Genomic DNA, 16,806 nt, shown 5'->3' with positions numbered 1-16,806 from the left:
GCGCGCGACCCGGGCCCGCGTACGCCGTACCCCCACGCTTGCGTACGCCGTACCGCCCGCGGTGCGCACACCGTACGCGTCGGTGTGGGAATACTTACATTCCTCACCAAATCGGACGCTTTTCCGAAATCATCGACAGTCGGAAACGTCATCTACGGTCAGCGCCCAGGGAGAGACATGGCACGCGAGGGCAAGAGGACGCTCAACTGGCGCATCGCCCTGCCCGTGGCGGGCGGCGCCGCCGTGCTCGGGCTCGGCGGTCTCTACGTCACGGGTCTCGTGACCGGCGGTGACGTCGAGGCCGGCACCCGCGTCCAGGGCGTCGACATCGGCGGCATGAGCCGGACCGAGGCCCGCCGGACACTCACCCGCGAGCTCGGGCCGCTCGCCGCCGCGCCGCTCTCCCTCAAGATCGGCGACCGCGTCGAGCAGGCCGAACCCGCCGCCCTCGGCCTCTCCCTCGACACCGCCGCCACCGTCGACCGCGCCGCCCCCGACGACCACGACCCCGTCACCGTCATCGGGCGGCTCTTCGCCCGCGCGGATCGGGACGTCGAACCCGTGATCCGCATGGACGAGGCCGCCGCCCGAGCCGGCATCGAGCGCATCGGCGCGCAGGCCGGCCAGGACGTCCGCGACGGAGCCGTCACCTTCGAAGGCGGCGCCGCCAAGGCCGTCGCCCCCCGGCCCGGCATCACCCTGATCCAGGACCGGGCCCTCGACACCCTCCGTGACGGCTGGCCGCGCTCCGGCGACGCCCCCCTCGTCCTGCCCGTCGAGCGCACCGAACCGCGCGTCGGCGCCGCCGAGACCGAGCGGGCCATGAGCGGGTTCGCCCGGCCCGCCATGTCGGGGCCCGTCACGGTCACCGTCGCCGGCACCCGCATACCCATCGGCGCCGCCGTCCTCGGCAGCCACCTGAAGATGAACGCCGACGCACAGGGACGCCTCGTACCGGCCCTCGACTCCAAGGGCCTGCTAGCCGACCCCGCCGTGGCCCGCCCCGTCGACCGGGCCGCCCAGGACCCGCAGGACGCCGAGCTGGGCGTCGCCGCCGACGGCAGCGTCGTCGTCGAGGACCAGAGCAGCACCGGCGTACGCGTCACGGAGCAGGCACTCGGCAAGGCCGTCCTGCCCCTGCTCACCCGCACCGGAGCGGCCCGCACCGCCGCCGTCGCCACCGAAACGGTCCAGCCGAGCCTGAGCGCCGCCGACGCCCGACGCCTCGGCATCAAGGAGAAGGTGTCCTCCTTCACCGTCGAGTTCCCGGCCGCCCCCTACCGCACCACCAACATCGGCCGCGCCGTCGAGCTGATCAACGGTTCCGTGGTCATGCCCGGCGAGGAGTGGAGCTTCAACCGCACCGTCGGCGAGCGCACCCCGGAGAACGGCTTCGTCGACGGCATCATGATCAACGACGGGCAGTACGTGAAATCCCCCGGCGGCGGCGTCTCCGCCGTGGCCACCACCATGTACAACGCCGTCTTCTTCGCCGGCCTCAAGTCCGTCGAGCACGGCGCCCACTCCTTCTACATCGAGCGCTACCCCGAGGGCCGCGAGGCCACCGTCGCCTGGGGCACCCTCGACCTGCGCTGGCTCAACGACTCCGGCCACGCGATCTACGTCCAGGCCACCTCCACCGACACCTCGCTGACCGTCACCCTCCTCGGCACCAAGAAGTACGACGAGATCCGCGCCACCAAGGGCCCGCGCACCGACGTCACCCCGCCCGCGCGGCGCACGGGCAGCGGACCGACCTGCGAGGTCCAGACCCCGCTGGAGGGCTTCGACGTCACCGTCGGCCGGGTCTTCGTCCAAGGCGGCCGCGAGGTCAAGCACGAAGAGTTCACCACCCACTACACCCCGCGCGACGAGGTCACCTGCACCCCGCAGTCCCCGTCCCCCACGGCCCCGCCGCAGAGCGCGCAGACCCAGCGGGCCCCGCAGAGCGCGCAGACCCGGCCCGTCATCACGGACGCCGCGTCCCACACCCCGTAGGCGCCGCCCGCTCGGCCACGCGCGCGAACCGCGGCGTCCGCCGGGAGCCATGGCCCCCCCGGAAGTGCTACAACTGGACCGTGACCCTTCCTCGCCGCCACCCGTGCCGGGCACGCCGGTGCGGTCACCCCTAGGCAACAGGACCAGGAGCGTCGCCGGACAGGTCTTCATCCTCCAGGTGGCGATCGTGGTGTTGCTCTCCGCCGGCGCGCTGCTGGCCCTCCTGCTCCAGACGCGTCACGACATCGACCGCGAGGCCCGCACCCGCTCGGTCGCCGTCGCCCAGACGTTCGCCCACTCCCTCGGCCTCCAGGCCGCCCTGAAGACCTCCGATCCGTCCGCCGTCCTCCAGCCGCTCGCCGAGGCGACGCGCAAGGACGCGGGCGTGGACTTCATCGTCGTCATGGACACCAAGGGCACCCGCTACACGCACCCCCAGCCCGACCGCATCGGGAAACGGTTCGTCGGCACGATCGAACCCTCCCTCGCCGGACAGGTCCACACCGAGAGCGTCCAGGGACCCCTCGGCAAGGAGATCCAGGCCGTGGTCCCCGTCACCGACCCCGACGGGAAGGTCGTCGCCCTGGTGTCGGCGGGCCTGACCGTCGAGAACGTCACGGGCGTGGTCGACCGGCAGCTTCCCGTCATCCTCCTCGCCATCGCGACCGGCCTCGCCCTCGCCACCGCCGGCACCGCGCTCATCAGCCGCCGCCTGCGCCGCCAGACCCACGGACTCGGCCCGCAGGAGATGACCCGCATGTACGAGCACCACGACGCGGTGCTCCACGCCGTCCGCGAAGGGGTGCTGATCACCGACGGCGACGGTCGGCTGCTGCTCGCCAACGACGAGGCCAAACGCCTCCTCGGCCTCCCGGACGACGCCGAAGGACGCCATATCGGCGACGTCCCCGGACTCGATCAGCGGATGACCGAACTGCTGCTGTCCGGCCGTGAGGCCACCGACGAGGTGGTGGAGACCGGCGAGCGGCTGCTCGTCGTCAACCAACGCCCCACCCACCCCCGCGGCCGGCAGGACGGCAGCGCCGTCACCATCCGCGACTCCACCGAGATGCGGATCCTGAGCAGTCGCGCCGAGGCCGCCCGCCGCCGGCTCAAGCTGCTCTACGACGCCGGCGGCGAGGTCGGCACCACCCTCGACGTGGTCCGTACCGCCGAGGAACTGGCCGTCGTCGCCGTACCCCGCTTCGCCGACTACGTCACCGTCGACCTCGCCGAACCGGTCCTCGACGGCGACGAACCCGGCCCCGGCGCCGACATGCGGCGTACCGCCGTCAGCGGCATCCGCCCCGACCACCCCCTCTACCCCCGCGGCCGGGTCATCGACTTCCTGCCCTCCACCCCCCAGGCACGCGGCTACGCCGGCGGAGACGCCGAACTCGTGCCCGACCTCGCCGACGCCCCGGGCTGGCACGCCCAGGACCCGCCCCGCGCCCGTGCCATCGTCGACTACGGCATCCACTCCCTCATCGCCGCACCCCTCAAGGCCCGCGGCGTCGTCCTCGGAGTGGTGAACTTCTGGCGCTCGCAAAAGCCCGAGCCCTTCGACGAGGACGACCTGTCCCTCGCCGAGGAACTCGTCGCCCGCGCGGCCGTCAGCATGGACAACGCCCGCCGCTACACCCGCGAGCACGCCCTCGCCGAGACGCTCCAGCGCAGCCTGCTCCCGCGCGCCCTGCCCGAACAGAGCGCCGTGGACGTCGCCCACTTCTACCTCCCCGCCCAGTCCGGCGTCGGCGGCGACTGGTTCGACGTCATCCCGCTGCCCGGCAGCCGCGTCGCCCTCGTCGTCGGCGACGTCGTCGGCCACGGCCTGCACGCCGCCGCCACCATGGGGCGGCTGCGCACCGCCGTCCACAACTTCTCCTCGCTCGACCTGCCGCCCGACGAGATCCTCGGCCGCCTCGACGCCCTCGTCCAACGCATCGACCACGACCACGAGGGACACAGCGACGACACCGACGGCAGCGGCGTCCTCGGCGCCACCTGCCTCTACGCCGTCTACGACCCCGTGTCCCAGCACTGCGTCATGGCCCGCGCCGGCCACCTACCGCCCCTGACGGTCGCCCCCGACGGCAGCACCGAGATCGTGGATCTGCCGACGGGACCCCCGCTGGGCCTGGGCGGCATGCCCTTCGAGACCGCCGAGCTGTACCTCGCGGAAGGCAGCCAGCTCGTCCTGTACACCGACGGCCTCGTCGAGGAGCGGGGACGCGACATCAGCGAAGGCCTCGAAGTGCTGCGGGAGGCCCTCAGCCGGCCCGGCCGCGACCCCGACGAGAGCTGCGCCGCCGTCCTCGACCGCCTCCTCCCCGAGCGCCCCGCCGACGACGTCGCCCTGCTCATCGCCCGTACGCGCACCCTCGGCCCGGACCGCGTCGCCCAGTGGGAGGTCCCCTTCCAGCCGGACGCGGTCGGCACCATCCGCAACGAGGCGGCGCGGCAACTCGAGGCCTGGGACCTCGGCGAACTCGGCTTCGCCACCGAACTGATCCTCAGCGAACTCATCACCAACGCCCTACGGCACGGCAGCGCGCCGGTACGCGTCAGACTGCTCCACGACCACCACCTGACCTGCGAGGTCTGGGACGGCAGCAGCATCGCCCCGCACCTGCGCTACGCCGCCACCACCGACGAGGGCGGCCGCGGACTCTTCCTCGTGGCCCAGCTCAGCGAGCACTGGGGCACCCGCTACACCCCGTACGGCAAGGTCATCTGGGCCGAACAGGAACTGCCCCGCAAGGGCGCCGGCGCGCGCGAGGCGGCGGAACCGGACCTCTCCGCCTTCCTCGACATCGACCCCATCTGAGCCACCGGCCACCACCCACCACCCACCGGCCACCCGCGTACCTCGACCCCGCGACCCCTCGATCCGCGAGGGCCGCCGGACCAGCGGACATTCGGCCAAAGCCCGGACGCGGACCACCCGCGCGCTGTGTAACCTTCGGCGCGTCAGGGGGACGGGGGCGAGGAGGGGCCATGAGCGGGGTGGTGGTGTACTACCTGCCGCGGAGCGGCGGTCAGCAGGGCGGCGGTCAGCAGGGCGGCGGTCCGGGGGAGGCGCCGGCCGACGGGGCCGTGACCCTGCGGCTCGGCCCCGGACAGGTGGCCCGCTTCGGTCGCGGCTCCGCCACGAACCCCGTCGAACTGCGCCTCGTCGACGCGGCCATCTCCCGCCTGGCGGGCGAGATCCGCGTCACCGACGACCACTGGCAGCTCAGCAACCACAGCAGCACCCACAGCTACCTGGTGGAGAACCCGGAGGGCGCCGGCGAATACCTGCGCGTGCCACCCCGCAGGGCCGCGGCGCCCATCCCGTTCGAGTTCGCCCGCGTCGTCCTGCCCACGCGCGGCAGCACACCCGTCTCCTTCCAGGTGTTCGCCCCCGACCACGTCTACCTCGAAGCCGGCGGCGCCGGCGTCGGCGGCCGGGGTCACACCACCGTGACGGCGTACTCCCTGGACGAGACGGCCCGCTACTTCCTGGTCCTGGTCGCGCTCTGCGAACCGCGCCTGCGCGACGAGTCACCGCTCGCCGTACCGACCACCCCCGAGATCGTCGCCCGACTGCGCGGCCACCCGGCCTGCGCCGCGCTGACGGCCCGCGCGGTCAGCGCGCAGATCGACTACCTCGCCGACGAGAAGATGCGCATCGGCGCCCCGACCGGCGCCGGGGCGCGCCGCGAAGCCCGCCGCAACGGCAAGCGGGAGGCGCTCGTCGGCCTCGCCCTGCGGTTCGGCCTCGTACGGGAGGAGCACCTCGCCCTGCTGCCGTCCCGCGCCGAAGCGGGCGGGGCGTCGCGGGCGACGGCGCGCTGAGACCGTGGACCGGGGGAGCGTGGTGCCGCGTACGGGCACGCCCGGCGGGCCGGGGGAGTGGTCGACGCCGCACGGGCCATCGGGCACATCGGGCACATCGGGCGGGTCCGGCACGTCGGGCACGGCGGACACCGACCGGGTACGGCCCCTGCCGCACGGCTTCCGCGTCGGCGCCTGGGAGATCACCGAGCCGATCGCGGCCGGGGGCTGGGGCACGGTCTACGCGGGCCGGCCGGCCGGCGACTCGTCCGCGCGGGCGGACTCGGTTCCGGCGGAGGTCGCCCTCAAGCTCCTCCCGACCGCCGGCCTCGCACCCCGCCAGGCCCGCGCCGTCGCCGAGACCGCCCGACGCGAGGTCGAACTCGGCCGCCGGGCCGGGCACCCCCGGATCGTCCGGCTGCTGGACTCCCTCGTACTCGACGCCCCCGACCTGCCCTCCCTCGACGGGGCCATCGTCCTCGTCATGGAGCGGGCGGCGGGCACGCTGCGCCCGCTCCTCGAAGCGGGCGTCACCGAGGCCGAGGCGGCCCGACTGTTCACCGAGATCTGCGAGGGCCTCGCCCATCTGCACCGCAGCGGCTGGGTCCACGGTGACCTCAAACCGGACAACGTCCTGCTGATGGCGGACGGTTCGGTCAAACTGTCCGACTTCGGCCTGGCCACCGAACTGACCGGCACCCAGGGAACCCACGGCTACGCGCCCCCCATGGGCACCCCCGACTACCTCCCGCCCGAGCGGTGGAAGGCCCCGCTCGGCGAACAGGGCGTACAGATCCGGCCCAGCGCCGACATCTGGGCGCTGGGCATCATGCTCCACGAGGCCTTCGCCGCCGGCGCCTCCCCCTTCCCCGGCGCCACACCCGCCGCCCGCGCCGCGGCCGTACAGGAGTACGCCGACGGACGCGCCCCCCTGCGCCCCCACCACGCCCTGCCGCCCTTCTGGCGGGCCCTGGCCGCCGACTGCCTGGCCCCGACCCACGCCGCCCGCGCCGCGCACACCGCCGAAAGCCTGCGCGCCCGCCTCGCCGCCCACGAGACCGCCCCGGCGGCGCCCGGCCACCGGGCCGCCGGCGCGGCCTGCGGCGCGCCGCACTCGCCGCCCTCGGCGCCTGCGCGACCGCCGCCGCGGTGTGGACGTACACCGCCGACCTCCCCGAAGCGGACGGCCACGTACGGGTGTTCAACGCCGACCCGCGCTGCCGCGACCGTACGGACCGGGACCCGCGGTGCAGTCTCGGACTGGCCGTCGATCCCCGCAGGCCCTACACCGCGGACAACGTCGTCCCGCACCGCGTCTGGCACGGCGACGTACTCACCGTCGACTGCCGACTCCCCGACGGGATGCCGATCATCGACGAAGCCGACCGGCAGTCCACCGCGTGGCTGCGCGTACGCCTCCCCCAGGGCTCCCCGACACCCACCGCCTGGTTGCCGGCGGTCCGCACCCACGACCGTCCGGCCGTTCCCGGGTGCTGACCGCCGGCTGCGATCCCCGGCGGCAACGGACGTCCTGACAGGACCGGCGGCCCGGCAGGGTCGCCGTCACGCCGCCGTCCAGCCGCCGTCCATGGGCAGGGACGAGCCGGTCACATGGCCCGTGTGCGGGCCGCAGAGCCAGACGGCGACCGCCGCCACCTCCTCCGGCTCGATCAGGCGCTTGATCGCGGAACCGCGCAGCAACACCTCGGTGATCACCCGCTCGGCCGGAATCCCGTGGGCCAGGGCCTGCGCCTCGATCTGCCGCTCCACCAGCGGGGTACGGACGTAGCCCGGGTTCACGCAGTTGCTCGTCACCCCGTGCGGCGCGCCCTCCAGGGCGGTGACCTTGCTGAGCCCCTCCAGCGCGTGCTTGGCCGTGACGTAGCCGGACTTGAAGGCGCTGGCGCGCAGGCCGTGCGCGCTGGAGATGTTCACGACCCGGCCCCAACCGCGCCCGTACATGTACGGCAGGATCCGCCGCAGCAGCAGGAACGGTGCACCGACCATCACCCGCTGCATGAGCTCGAACCGCTCGGGCGGGAACTCCTCGATGGCCGCGACGTGTTGGAGTCCGGCGTTGTTGACGAGGACGTCCACGGCCGTCGGGAGGACCGCGACGGCGTCCGGATGCGCGAGGTCGACCACATGGGCCCGCCCCCCGATCGACTCCGCCACCGTCGCGGCGGCCCGCGGGTCGACGTCCACGACGTGTACGAGGGCGCCGGCCTCGGCCAACGCCACCGCGCAGGCCCGGCCGATGCCACTGCCGCCACCGGTCACCAGGGCCGCGCGCCCCGTCAGGTCGGCCCCCGCGGGGGCGGGAGCCGTTCCCCCGGGCGCCGGGGTGAGTCCGCTTGTCATGGCGGGAACGTTAGACAAGCGCACCGGCCCTGCCGATGTGGCCCACAGCCACACTCGACGGGCCGGATGTGGTGGCCGGAGCCACCACCGATGCGCTTGTCTAGTGGGACCGCCAGCCCGGCATCCCGGTCGGCGGCCGACCCGCCATCACCTGCGCGAGCGCGTGGAGAATGTCTTCCGCTTCCCGCCGGACCTGCCCCGGGACATCACCGCGCTCCCGTATGAGCCGGTCGTAGATCGGTGCGTCGCTGCTGCTGGCGTTGCTGCTGCTCACTTAGGACTTCGCTCCCCTGAAGGCCGGCACCTTCGGCCGGGCGGGACCAGTGTAGGAGGCGGGGTCCTGTCGACCGAACGAAGATCCATCCAATCCGTTTCGCCCGGCGTGCTCACTTGCAGACGGTGCCGTCGGCCGGGGCGGTGCCGTCGATCAGGAACGTGTCGACCGCCTTGGTCGCGCAGCTGTTCTTCCCGTACGTGCCGTGCCCCTCGCCCTGGACGGTGACGTGCACGCCGACCCCCTGCCCGAGCGCCTCGGCCATCCGCTTCGCGCCCTCGACCGGGGTCGCCGGGTCGCCGGTGTTGCCGATGACCACGATCGGGGCGGCGCCGCTCGCGGAGACCTGCGGCTTGTCGGCGGTGCCGCGCACCGGCCACTCGGAGCAGCCGACCAGACCCTCCACGGTGGCCTCGCCGAAGACCGGGGACGCCGCGCGGAAGGCCGGCTCCTGGGCCTTCATCTCCTCCACCGTGTGGCGCCGGCTGGTGTCGACGCAGGTGATGGCGGCCTGGGCGGCGGTGGAGTTGCTGTAACGGCCGTCCTCGCCGCGTCCGCCGTACTCGTCCGCGAGGGCCAGCAGGAGGTCGCCGGTGCCGAGCTTCATGACCTCGCCCAGCCCCTGGACGAAGTACTCCCAGGCCTCCTTGTCGTACAGGGTCGCGGCGATGCCGGTGAGCGCGGCGTCGGAGGTCAGCTTGCGTCCGCCGCTCGTCGGCGCGGGCTTCGTCTTCAGCTTCTCCAGCAGGGCGGTGATCCGCTTGTTGCCCTCGGCGTCGCTCGGTCCCGTAGGACAGTTGGCCGTGTACTTGTCACGGCAGTACTTCATGGCGTGCTCCAGCGCCAGCTGGAACCCCTTGGCCTGGGCGAGGCTGCTCTGCACGTCGTCGGCCGTCGGGTCCACGACCGCGTCGAGGACGGTGCGGCCGACGTTCTTCGGGAACAGGTGCGCGTAGACGCCGCCCAGCTGGGTGCCGTAGGAGATGCCGAAGTAGTTCAGCTTCTGGTCGCCGAGGACCTGGCGCATCAGGTCCATGTCGCGGGCGGTGTCGGCGGTGCCCACGTGCGGGAGGACCTTGGCCGAATTCCGCTTGCAGGCCTCCGTGAACTTCCTGACGTCGTCGAGCGGGTTCTCGCTGCCCGTGGCCTCGTCCATGGCCTTGTCGTCGAGGCAGGTGACCGTGGCGGTGGCCCCCACGCCACGCGGGTCGAAGCTGACCAGGTCGTAGACCCCGTTCAGCTTCTTGTACTCGTCCGCGAACTGCGGGAGCGCCTGGACGCCGGAGGCCCCGGGGCCGCCGAAGTTGTAGACCAGCGAACCCACCCGCTTGTTCGCGTCCGTGGCCTTCTTGCGTATCAGCGCGACGTCCACGGTCTCGCCGTCCGGCTTCGCGTAGTCCAGCGGGGCCTTCATCGTGGCGCATTCCCACCCCTTGCCGGGAGCCTTGCCGCCGCCCTGCGCGGCCGAGGGTGCCGGGCAGGTACGCCAGTCCGGCTTCTGCGCGGTCAGCGCGGCGGGCAGGACGACCGGCCGGGACGGTGAGGGGCTCGCGGCGGAGCCCGAGGGCTTCCCGTCGGCCTTGCCCTTGGCCTCGCCGCCGCAGGCCGCCAGGGCCGGCACCGCGACCAGGGAGGCGGCCGCCAGGACGGCGATCCGGCCGGGACGGCGGCGGGAACGACGACGTACGGGATGAGGCATGAGGGACTCCTGCGACGGGTGGGCTGCATCAGGATGGGTGGGACTGGATCACGCAGTCAGACAGTAAAGGCCATGGTCGGTTTCTCGCCAAGTCCTACGATCCGACCATCGGTGAGCCGCTCCCGGGTGATTCCGGTACGCCGCCCCGGGCAGCCCGGTAGCGGCCCGGGGTCGTCCCGAACGCGCGGGAGAAGGCGTGCGAGAGGGCGTACGGGCTGCCGTAGCCGACACGCCGGGCGACGGCCGCCAACGGGTCGGCCGTGTCCCGCAGTTGAGCGGCGGCGAGATTCAGCCGCCACCACGTCAGGTACGCCATCGGCGGGCGCCCGACCAGGGAGGTGAAACGCCGGGCCAGGGTCGGTCGGGAGACCCCCGCCTCCGCCGCCAGCCGCTCGGTGGTCCACGGCGCGGCCGGGTCCGCGTGCAACGCCCGCAGCGCGGCCGCCGCCACCGGGTCACCCAGGACGGCAGGCCAGGCGCCCGTCGTGCCCTCGGCCAGCCACGAGCGGAGCATGTAGACGAGGAGGAGGTCCAGCAGGCCGGTGACGGCGACCTGGGCCCCGGGCCGGTGCCCGCCCATCTCCCGACCCAACAGATCGATGGCGGACCGTAGTTCGGGGTGGGCGCCGATCCGGTGCGGCAGGTGGACGACCTTCGGCAGCTCCGCCATCAGCGGATGCGCCCGGCTCCGGTCCAGGCGGTATTTTCCGCACAACATCTCCACCATGGCCGACCCGCCTCCGCCCGCGTCCCCGCCTCCGGCCGCGGTCGGCTCGGCGTCGTGTCCACCTCCGGCGAACGCCTCGTAGGGCACCGCCCGCGCCACGGCCGCTGCGTCGGCGGCGGGGTCGGCGATGACGTGCCCCGTCCCGTGCGGCAACAGCACCACGTCACCCGGGCCGAGGGCGATGGCTGCGCCGCCGTCGGGGATCAGCCGGCAGCCGCCTTCCAGGACGACGTGGAAGCCCGCGCCGTCGTACGGGGCGAAGCGCGCGCACCAACGCCCGTGCACCCGCACCCGGTCGGAAGAGGGCCGGCCCACCCGCACGGCCGCGATCGCGTCGCTCACCACGTCCATGCCGGGACCCTATCCCGGGCCTCGGCGGTGAGCGTCTCGCGTATCCGGATGATCACCAGAAGCATTGAGGAGCTCACCCGGCTCTTCCTAGGGTCGAGCCATGACGATGAACACCCCGGATCCCACGACGGACACCACGACCGACACCACCACGGACCGGACGAGCGGCAGCCGGACCATCCGCCTCGGCGAGGTGGAGGTCACCCGGGTCGTCGAATGGCAGGGCCCCTTCGCACCCGCCCGAGAACTCGTACCCGGCGCCCCCGAACACCTGTGGGCGGACAACGCGGACTGGCTGGCCCCCCGGCACTGGCGGCCCGAGGACGACCAGGCGATCATGGCCCTGCAAACCTGGGTGGTGCGCAGCGCAGGCCGTACGGTCCTCGTCGACACCGGCGTCGGCAACGGCCGCGAACGGCCGGGGACGCCCGCGTTCCACCACCGGCAGGACGACTTCCTCGGGGCCCTGGCGCGCGCCGGCGTCCGACCGCAGGACGTGGACGTCGTCGTCAACACCCACGTGCACGCCGACCACGTCGGCTGGAACACGACGGACCGGGAGGGGGAGTGGGTGCCCACCTTCCCCCACGCCCAGTACCTCATCCCGGCCGCCGACGACTTCCACTTCGGCCCCCGGGGCGGGTACGGGGGAGGCGCACGCGTCGACGACCGGCTGGTCTACGAGGACAGCATCGCGCCCGTCCACCGCGCCGGCCGGGCCGTCCTGTGGGAAGGGAGCCACCGCATCGACGAGCACCTCACCCTGGAGGCCGCCCCCGGACACACCCCCGGCTCGGCCGTGCTGCGGCTCGCCTCCGGCGCGGAGCGGGCCGTCTTCGTCGGCGACCTCCTCCACAGCCCGGTCCAGATCCTCGACCCCGCCCACAACAGCTGCTTCTGCCAGGACCCCGAGCAGGCGGTCGCCACCCGCCGCCGGATCCTCGGCCGGGCGGCGGCGGAACGTGAACTGGTCCTGCCGGCGCACTTCGGCGGCGCCGGCGCGCTGGAGGTCCGCGCGAACGGCGACGGCTTCGCCCCCGCCCGCTGGGCCCACACGTGAGCATCGGGCTCCCGGCGCCGCCCGATGACGACGTCCGATGGCGAGGTCCGATCGTCCGACTGTTACCGTCCAGGACATGCCCGCTCTGATCGCCCCCACGGCTCGACTGCACGCCTCCTGGCTCGAAGCCCGCGAGGAGTGGGGGTCGGACGCGCACCTGGACGGCGCGGGCCTGGCCGCCGATGACGACGTGCGCACCGCGGAGGGCTTCGCGGCCTGGGCCGAGCGGCTGCGCGCGTACGGCGACCGCAGCGTCCCGGTGGAGCAGGGGCGCGTGCACGCCACGTACTGGTGGATCGCCGACGGCGACACCTACCTGGGGTGCATCGACCTACGGCACTACCTGAACGCGTTCCTCCTCGACGCCGGCGGCCACATCGGCTACAGCGTCCGCCCCTCCGCGCGCGGGCGCGGCGTGGCCACCTGGGCCCTCGGCGAGGCCCTGTACGAGGCGCGCCTGCTGGCGATGGACCGGGTCCTGCTCACCTGCGACCCCGACAACGAGGCCTCGGCCCGCACCATCGAGCGCAACGGCGGCGTCCTGGAGGACGTACGCGAAACCCTGATCGGCGCCAAGCGCCGCTACTGGATCGACCTCTGACCGGATCGACCTCTGAGGTCCTGATCGGGGCACGGTGCCTCAGGCCCGCGTGAGCCGCCGGGCGAGCGCCACCAGGGCCTCCCGCCGGACGTCTCGCCCCTCACCCTCACCCTCCTCGGGCACCAGCATCCGGGCGATCTGCGGCAACGTGAACCAACTGCTGGTCAACGCGATCACCGTCTGCATGAGCTGCGCCGGCGGCACGTCGGCCGTCAGCGCGCCCGCGCGCTGGGCCTCGGCGATGGCGGCGACCTTCTGCTCGTAGTGGTCGGTGCGCTCGTACTCGGCGACGACCCGGTCCTGGCACATCAACCCCTCCCAGGCCAGGAGCCGCAGGAAGTGGGGGTGGGTGCGGTGGTAGTCGTACGCGCGGCCCGCGTATTCGCCGAGGTCGGCCGCCTGCTCGGGGGTGAGGGGCACGGCGATGGCCAGTTTCGCCATCTCGCTTTCCAGGACCGAGGCGAACAGCTGCTTCTTGTTGCCGAAGTACTGGTAGATCCGCTCCTTGTTGACGCCGGCGCGCGTCGCCACCCGGGCGACCCGGGCGCCCTCGGGGCCGAATTCGGCGAACTCCTCGACGGCCGCATCGAGGAGGAGCTGCTTCGTGCGTGCGGTGTCCCAGGCCATGCGGCCCATCCTAGGTTATTCCCAACCTTTCGGTTGGATTCGCGGTCGCCGCTGTGCAAGACTCCAACCGAACGGTTGGGGATCAGATTTCCCGGCCGCGCAGACCGCATACCAGGGGAGATTCCGATGACCGCACCCGTACCGGCACCCGCACCCGCACCCGCCGCACCGTCCATCCACCGTCGCGCGGTGATCACCTGGCTGGCCGTCTACCCGACCATCACCGTCGCCCTGGCCCTGCTGCGGCCGCTGCTGCGGGACGTACCGCTGCCCGTCCAGACGCTGGTCCTGACGGTGATAGCCATTCCGGTCGTGGTGTACCTGCTGGTGCCGGCCCTGATGAAGGCGAACGCGGCCCTGGCGGCGCGCCGCCGGTAGCCATCACCATCCCATGTCAAGAAGCCCTTGACGAAAAGGATCATGTCAAGGGAACATTGACGACATGAACGTTTCTTCGAAGCCCTCGTCCCCTGCCGGCGCTCTCCAGATCACCCTGGTGTTCGGCTTCCTGGCGATCGCCATCAGCCTGATCAGCGTGGCCCTGACCCTGGCCGACGGCCTCGGGGCCGGTCCGACCGCCGCCCTGATCGGCGCGGACGTCATCCTCTTCGCGGCCATGGGCGCCCTGGCCGCCTCCCTGCCCGCCGAGTGGCAGCGGACCGACCGAGGCGAGGCGGCGCGCGACGAGGAACGCCTCGACGCGCTGGAGCCCCTGGGTCCCCTCGCCCCCTCCGCGGACGGCGGCCGGTGACCGGCGGGAGCCTGATCGGCGCGGCGGAGGCCGACCGCATCCGCGAGTCGATCGCGAGCGCGGTCCTGGCGGCGCCCGAAGGGTTGGCCGCGTCGCTGGAACACGACGGCGAGGGCTACCTCCGGCTGGTGGCCGCCGCCCGCGTCGGCGCGGAGGAGTCGAGCCGGCTGCTACGCGAGGCCATCCAGGGGGCCCGTGCCGCAGGCCACAGCTGGGACGCGGTCGGCGGGGTCCTCGGCGTCAGCCGGCAGGCCGCCCAGCAGCGGTTCGCCGTCAAGCCGCCGTCGCCCCCCGCCCACCCGGAACCGGCCGACGGCCCGGAACGGCGGGTCATCACCCCGGTCACGGCCTTCACCGAAATGGCCGCGCTGGAGGAAGCGGGGCGCGGCGGCTGGCACCTGGTCGACTACGGCCCCCTGCGCCTCGTGGTCGAGGCCTCGGACCGGACCTGGGAACACCGCCGTGCCCTCGTGGGCCAGCGCCGCCGCCTCACCACCGAGGGCTGGACCCGCGTAGGCCCCGGCTCGTTCCCCTGGCACTACTACAAACGGATCGCCCCGTAGTCCCGCCCGCTCGCCGCCCGCATGGACTCCCGGGCCGGCAACCTGCTCCCCGCCTGCGCGGGGATGGCCCCCGGGGCGTCGTCAGGCGGGTACCGCCCCGACCAGGCCGCCGTCTATGACGAGGTCCTGGCCGTTGACGTAGGACGCGTCGGACGAGGCGAGGAACGCCACCGCCGCCGCGACCTCCTCCGGGCGTCCGAGCCGCCCGGCGACGATCCCGGCGGACACCGCCGCCGCTTCCGCCTCGCTCGGTGCGTACGCCCGGTACATGGGGGTGTCGATGTACCCCGGGCTCACGGAGTTGACGCGGATACCGCGCGGAGCGAGTGCGGCGGCGAGGGTCCGGGCCAGGTTGTGCGCCGCGGCCTTGGTCGCGGAGTACAGGGTGAGGACGCTGTTGCCCCGGTGCAGGGTCCAGGACGCGTTGATGACGATCGAGCCCCCGTCGACGAGCAGCGGCAGCGCCTTCTGGACGGTGAAGAACACACCCTTCAGGTTGACGTCGACGGTGTGGTCGAAGTCGACCTCGGTGATGCTCTCGAACGGCAGGAACGTGCCAGCACCCGCATTCGCGAAGAGGCTGTCGATGCGACCGTGACGGTCGCGCACCGTTCCCATCAGTGCCTCCACCGCGCCGAGTTCGGCGACGTCGGCCACGACGCCCGAGGCGTTCGCGCCGAGGGCCGCGACGGCGGCGTCCACCCGGGCGCGGGTGCGGCCGGTGATGACGACCCGGGCGCCTTCGACGACGAGCCGGTGCGCGGTCGCCAGCCCCATGCCGCTGGTGCCGCCGGTGATGAGGACGGTCTTTCCGGTGAAGCGGTTCATGCCGTTACTCCTGTGAGGGTGCGTGTGATCCAGTCCGTGACGAGCGGCAGCCAGTCGGCTCGGGCGTTGCCCAGGAGGTGGTCGCCGTGCGGGACGGACAGGTGGGTGCCGTGCGGTGCGAGGCGGGCCAGTCGTTCCCCGTTCGTCACGCCGGGGATGACGTCCCGGCCTCCGTCCACCGCCAGCAGCGGGGCCGTGATGCGCGGTGCCAGAGCGGTGAGGTCCACCTGAGAGGCGAATCCGCGGGCGGCCTCGGCGCCGCCGGCGCGCCGGACGAGGATGTCCCGTACGGGCTGCGGCAGTTCCTCCCAGCTGAGGCGGAACGGGCCGCTGACGGTCGAGGCGGCCGCCACCCGCGGCTCAAGTGCCGCGGTCTCGGCCGCGTAGTAGCCGCCCAGGCTGAGGCCGATGACGCCGACGCGCGTGACGCCGAGGGCATCGATGACGCGGCCGACGACCCGGTGGTAGTCCGGTCGAATGGTCGTCGTCGCGGCGAGCACCCCCTGCCCGGGGCCGTCCATCGCGAACACCGCCAGCCCTCGGGCGAGCAGCGCGGACACGAGGTCGAGGAACTCCTCCTTGGCCGAGTCCAGACCCGGGACGACGATCACCGTGCCGGCAGCGTCGGCGGGACCGCGCAGCCAACCGGTGAACTCCTCGCCGCTCACCCGCCGGGCCCCGGGCTCCAGCAGCGCGAGCCCCCGGCCCAGCGCGTCGTCCGCCTCGGCCGCGGCGCGATGCGCCTGCGCGTACGGCGCCAGCGTGGCGACGTGGAGCCACCGGGCCGCCATCAGCAGGTACTCACCCGCCGACACGACGGACCCCGCGTCCGCCGCGCGCTCGACGTAGCCGAGCCCGGTCCGCCGGAAGGCCGGACCCCAGTCGTCGAGGGACTCCAGGCCCTCGGTGACGCGCCGGTACTCGTGCGGGTCGATGCCCGCGCCGGTGGCACGGCTCCACTGTGCGGCGACGAACTCCGCGGCGGCGAAGTCGGCCCGGTTGCCCTGCGGCGGGTGCCCGACCACGCGGGTGTCGCCACGCGTCACTTCCCCCGTGGGAATCAGTCTTCGCATGCGGACGATGCAACCCGCCGCACCACCCGGTGATCCAACAACGGGCGGGAACATTCGACAACCATCGGTTGTCACCT

At 73.3% G+C, this 16,806-nt stretch carries 15 protein-coding genes and 1 pseudogene; 9 read left to right on the top strand and 7 right to left on the bottom strand.

The genetic code is table 11. The features are described from left to right. The first annotated feature begins 177 nt into the window (after positions 1 to 177). From M4D82_RS02785 to M4D82_RS34525, 4 genes and pseudogenes are all read left to right on the top strand, one after another. A complete protein-coding gene (locus tag M4D82_RS02785) occupies positions 178 to 1,998 on the top strand; it encodes a VanW family protein (protein WP_249764482.1) in 1,821 nt (606 codons plus the stop codon). A 178-nt stretch (positions 1,999 to 2,176) separates the two neighbouring features. Next, entirely contained in the window at positions 2,177 to 4,825 is a 2,649-nt protein-coding gene (locus M4D82_RS02780) for a SpoIIE family protein phosphatase (protein ID WP_502989044.1), read from the top strand. Positions 4,826 to 4,995: 170 nt separating this feature from the next. Further along, positions 4,996 to 5,835, top strand: coding sequence for a serine/threonine protein kinase (locus M4D82_RS02775; RefSeq protein WP_249764480.1), 840 nt, complete (start codon positions 4,996 to 4,998; stop codon positions 5,833 to 5,835). A 148-nt stretch (positions 5,836 to 5,983) separates the two neighbouring features. Beyond that, positions 5,984 to 7,311, top strand: a pseudogene (locus tag M4D82_RS34525) (serine/threonine-protein kinase). Between the two features lie 66 nt (positions 7,312 to 7,377). Here the strand turns inward: M4D82_RS34525 and M4D82_RS02765 are convergent. The 4 genes from M4D82_RS02765 to M4D82_RS02750 all read right to left on the bottom strand — a co-directional run bounded on the left by M4D82_RS02765 (position 7,378) and on the right by M4D82_RS02750 (position 11,226). Next, entirely contained in the window at positions 7,378 to 8,175 is a 798-nt protein-coding gene (locus tag M4D82_RS02765) for a 3-hydroxybutyrate dehydrogenase (RefSeq protein WP_249764479.1), read from the bottom strand. 100 nt (positions 8,176 to 8,275) lie between these two features. Next, positions 8,276 to 8,449: a hypothetical protein gene (locus tag M4D82_RS02760; protein ID WP_249772360.1), complete on the bottom strand. Its 174-nt coding sequence runs from the start codon at positions 8,447 to 8,449 to the stop codon at positions 8,276 to 8,278. Positions 8,450 to 8,561: 112 nt separating this feature from the next. Then, a complete protein-coding gene (locus M4D82_RS02755; RefSeq protein WP_249764478.1) occupies positions 8,562 to 10,148 on the bottom strand; it encodes an alpha/beta hydrolase in 1,587 nt (528 codons plus the stop codon). 94 nt (positions 10,149 to 10,242) lie between these two features. Further along, positions 10,243 to 11,226, bottom strand: a complete 984-nt coding sequence (locus M4D82_RS02750) for an AraC family transcriptional regulator (protein ID WP_249764477.1) — start codon at positions 11,224 to 11,226, stop codon at positions 10,243 to 10,245. Positions 11,227 to 11,332: 106 nt separating this feature from the next. On the opposite strand from M4D82_RS02750, the gene M4D82_RS02745 reads away from it, so the two are divergent. Continuing rightward, complete coding sequence (locus tag M4D82_RS02745) at positions 11,333 to 12,286, top strand: MBL fold metallo-hydrolase (RefSeq protein ID WP_249771393.1); 954 nt, start codon at positions 11,333 to 11,335, stop codon at positions 12,284 to 12,286. Between the two features lie 76 nt (positions 12,287 to 12,362). Beyond that, the gene (locus M4D82_RS02740) at positions 12,363 to 12,887 is read left to right on the top strand and encodes a GNAT family N-acetyltransferase (protein ID WP_249764476.1); all 525 of its coding nucleotides are present in this window, start codon (positions 12,363 to 12,365) and stop codon (positions 12,885 to 12,887) included. A gap of 39 nt (positions 12,888 to 12,926) precedes the next feature. On the opposite strand, the gene M4D82_RS02735 is transcribed toward M4D82_RS02740, so the two are convergent. Then, the gene (locus tag M4D82_RS02735; RefSeq protein WP_249764475.1) at positions 12,927 to 13,514 is read right to left on the bottom strand and encodes a TetR/AcrR family transcriptional regulator; all 588 of its coding nucleotides are present in this window, start codon (positions 13,512 to 13,514) and stop codon (positions 12,927 to 12,929) included. Positions 13,515 to 13,640: 126 nt separating this feature from the next. On the opposite strand from M4D82_RS02735, the gene M4D82_RS02730 reads away from it, so the two are divergent. The 3 genes from M4D82_RS02730 to M4D82_RS02720 all read left to right on the top strand — a co-directional run bounded on the left by M4D82_RS02730 (position 13,641) and on the right by M4D82_RS02720 (position 14,828). Continuing rightward, complete coding sequence (locus M4D82_RS02730; RefSeq protein ID WP_249764474.1) at positions 13,641 to 13,892, top strand: putative antibiotic biosynthesis monooxygenase; 252 nt, start codon at positions 13,641 to 13,643, stop codon at positions 13,890 to 13,892. A gap of 64 nt (positions 13,893 to 13,956) precedes the next feature. Further along, a complete protein-coding gene (locus M4D82_RS02725; protein ID WP_249764473.1) occupies positions 13,957 to 14,265 on the top strand; it encodes a hypothetical protein in 309 nt (102 codons plus the stop codon). After that, positions 14,262 to 14,828 (top strand): hypothetical protein, encoded by a 567-nt coding sequence (locus M4D82_RS02720; RefSeq protein ID WP_249764472.1) that lies wholly within the window; start codon positions 14,262 to 14,264, stop codon positions 14,826 to 14,828. Before M4D82_RS02725 ends, M4D82_RS02720 begins: the two co-directional genes overlap by 4 nt. Before the next feature lie 81 nt (positions 14,829 to 14,909). Here the strand turns inward: M4D82_RS02720 and M4D82_RS02715 are convergent, their stop codons facing one another. After that, entirely contained in the window at positions 14,910 to 15,656 is a 747-nt protein-coding gene (locus M4D82_RS02715; protein WP_249764471.1) for an SDR family NAD(P)-dependent oxidoreductase, read from the bottom strand. Further along, positions 15,653 to 16,729: an alpha/beta hydrolase family protein gene (locus M4D82_RS02710; RefSeq protein WP_249764470.1), complete on the bottom strand. Its 1,077-nt coding sequence runs from the start codon at positions 16,727 to 16,729 to the stop codon at positions 15,653 to 15,655. The genes M4D82_RS02715 and M4D82_RS02710 overlap by 4 nt, the downstream gene beginning before the upstream one ends. Positions 16,730 to 16,806: the final 77 nt, after the last annotated feature.

The organism is Streptomyces sp. RerS4 (assembly GCF_023515955.1).
Classification (GTDB): Bacteria; Actinomycetota; Actinomycetes; order Streptomycetales; family Streptomycetaceae; genus Streptomyces.
The sequence above is the reverse complement of the archived record's forward strand: the minus strand, read 5'-3'. Positions and strand labels throughout refer to the sequence as shown.

What these genes read in the sequence shown, in the direction of transcription:
- M4D82_RS02785 (WP_249764482.1), top strand. Translation starts at nt 178, where the DNA reads ATGGCACGCGAGGGCAAGAGGACGCTCAACTGGCGCATCGCCCTGCCC.
- M4D82_RS02775 (WP_249764480.1), top strand. Translation starts at nt 4,996, where the DNA reads ATGAGCGGGGTGGTGGTGTACTACCTGCCGCGGAGCGGCGGTCAGCAG.
- M4D82_RS02765 (WP_249764479.1), bottom strand. Translation starts at nt 8,175, where the DNA reads ATGACAAGCGGACTCACCCCGGCGCCCGGGGGAACGGCTCCCGCCCCC.
- M4D82_RS02755 (WP_249764478.1), bottom strand. Translation starts at nt 10,148, where the DNA reads ATGCCTCATCCCGTACGTCGTCGTTCCCGCCGCCGTCCCGGCCGGATC.
- M4D82_RS02750 (WP_249764477.1), bottom strand. Translation starts at nt 11,226, where the DNA reads ATGGACGTGGTGAGCGACGCGATCGCGGCCGTGCGGGTGGGCCGGCCC.
- M4D82_RS02745 (WP_249771393.1), top strand. Translation starts at nt 11,333, where the DNA reads ATGAACACCCCGGATCCCACGACGGACACCACGACCGACACCACCACG.
- M4D82_RS02740 (WP_249764476.1), top strand. Translation starts at nt 12,363, where the DNA reads ATGCCCGCTCTGATCGCCCCCACGGCTCGACTGCACGCCTCCTGGCTC.
- M4D82_RS02735 (WP_249764475.1), bottom strand. Translation starts at nt 13,514, where the DNA reads ATGGCCTGGGACACCGCACGCACGAAGCAGCTCCTCCTCGATGCGGCC.
- M4D82_RS02730 (WP_249764474.1), top strand. Translation starts at nt 13,641, where the DNA reads ATGACCGCACCCGTACCGGCACCCGCACCCGCACCCGCCGCACCGTCC.
- M4D82_RS02725 (WP_249764473.1), top strand. Translation starts at nt 13,957, where the DNA reads ATGAACGTTTCTTCGAAGCCCTCGTCCCCTGCCGGCGCTCTCCAGATC.
- M4D82_RS02715 (WP_249764471.1), bottom strand. Translation starts at nt 15,656, where the DNA reads ATGAACCGCTTCACCGGAAAGACCGTCCTCATCACCGGCGGCACCAGC.
- M4D82_RS02710 (WP_249764470.1), bottom strand. Translation starts at nt 16,729, where the DNA reads ATGCGAAGACTGATTCCCACGGGGGAAGTGACGCGTGGCGACACCCGC.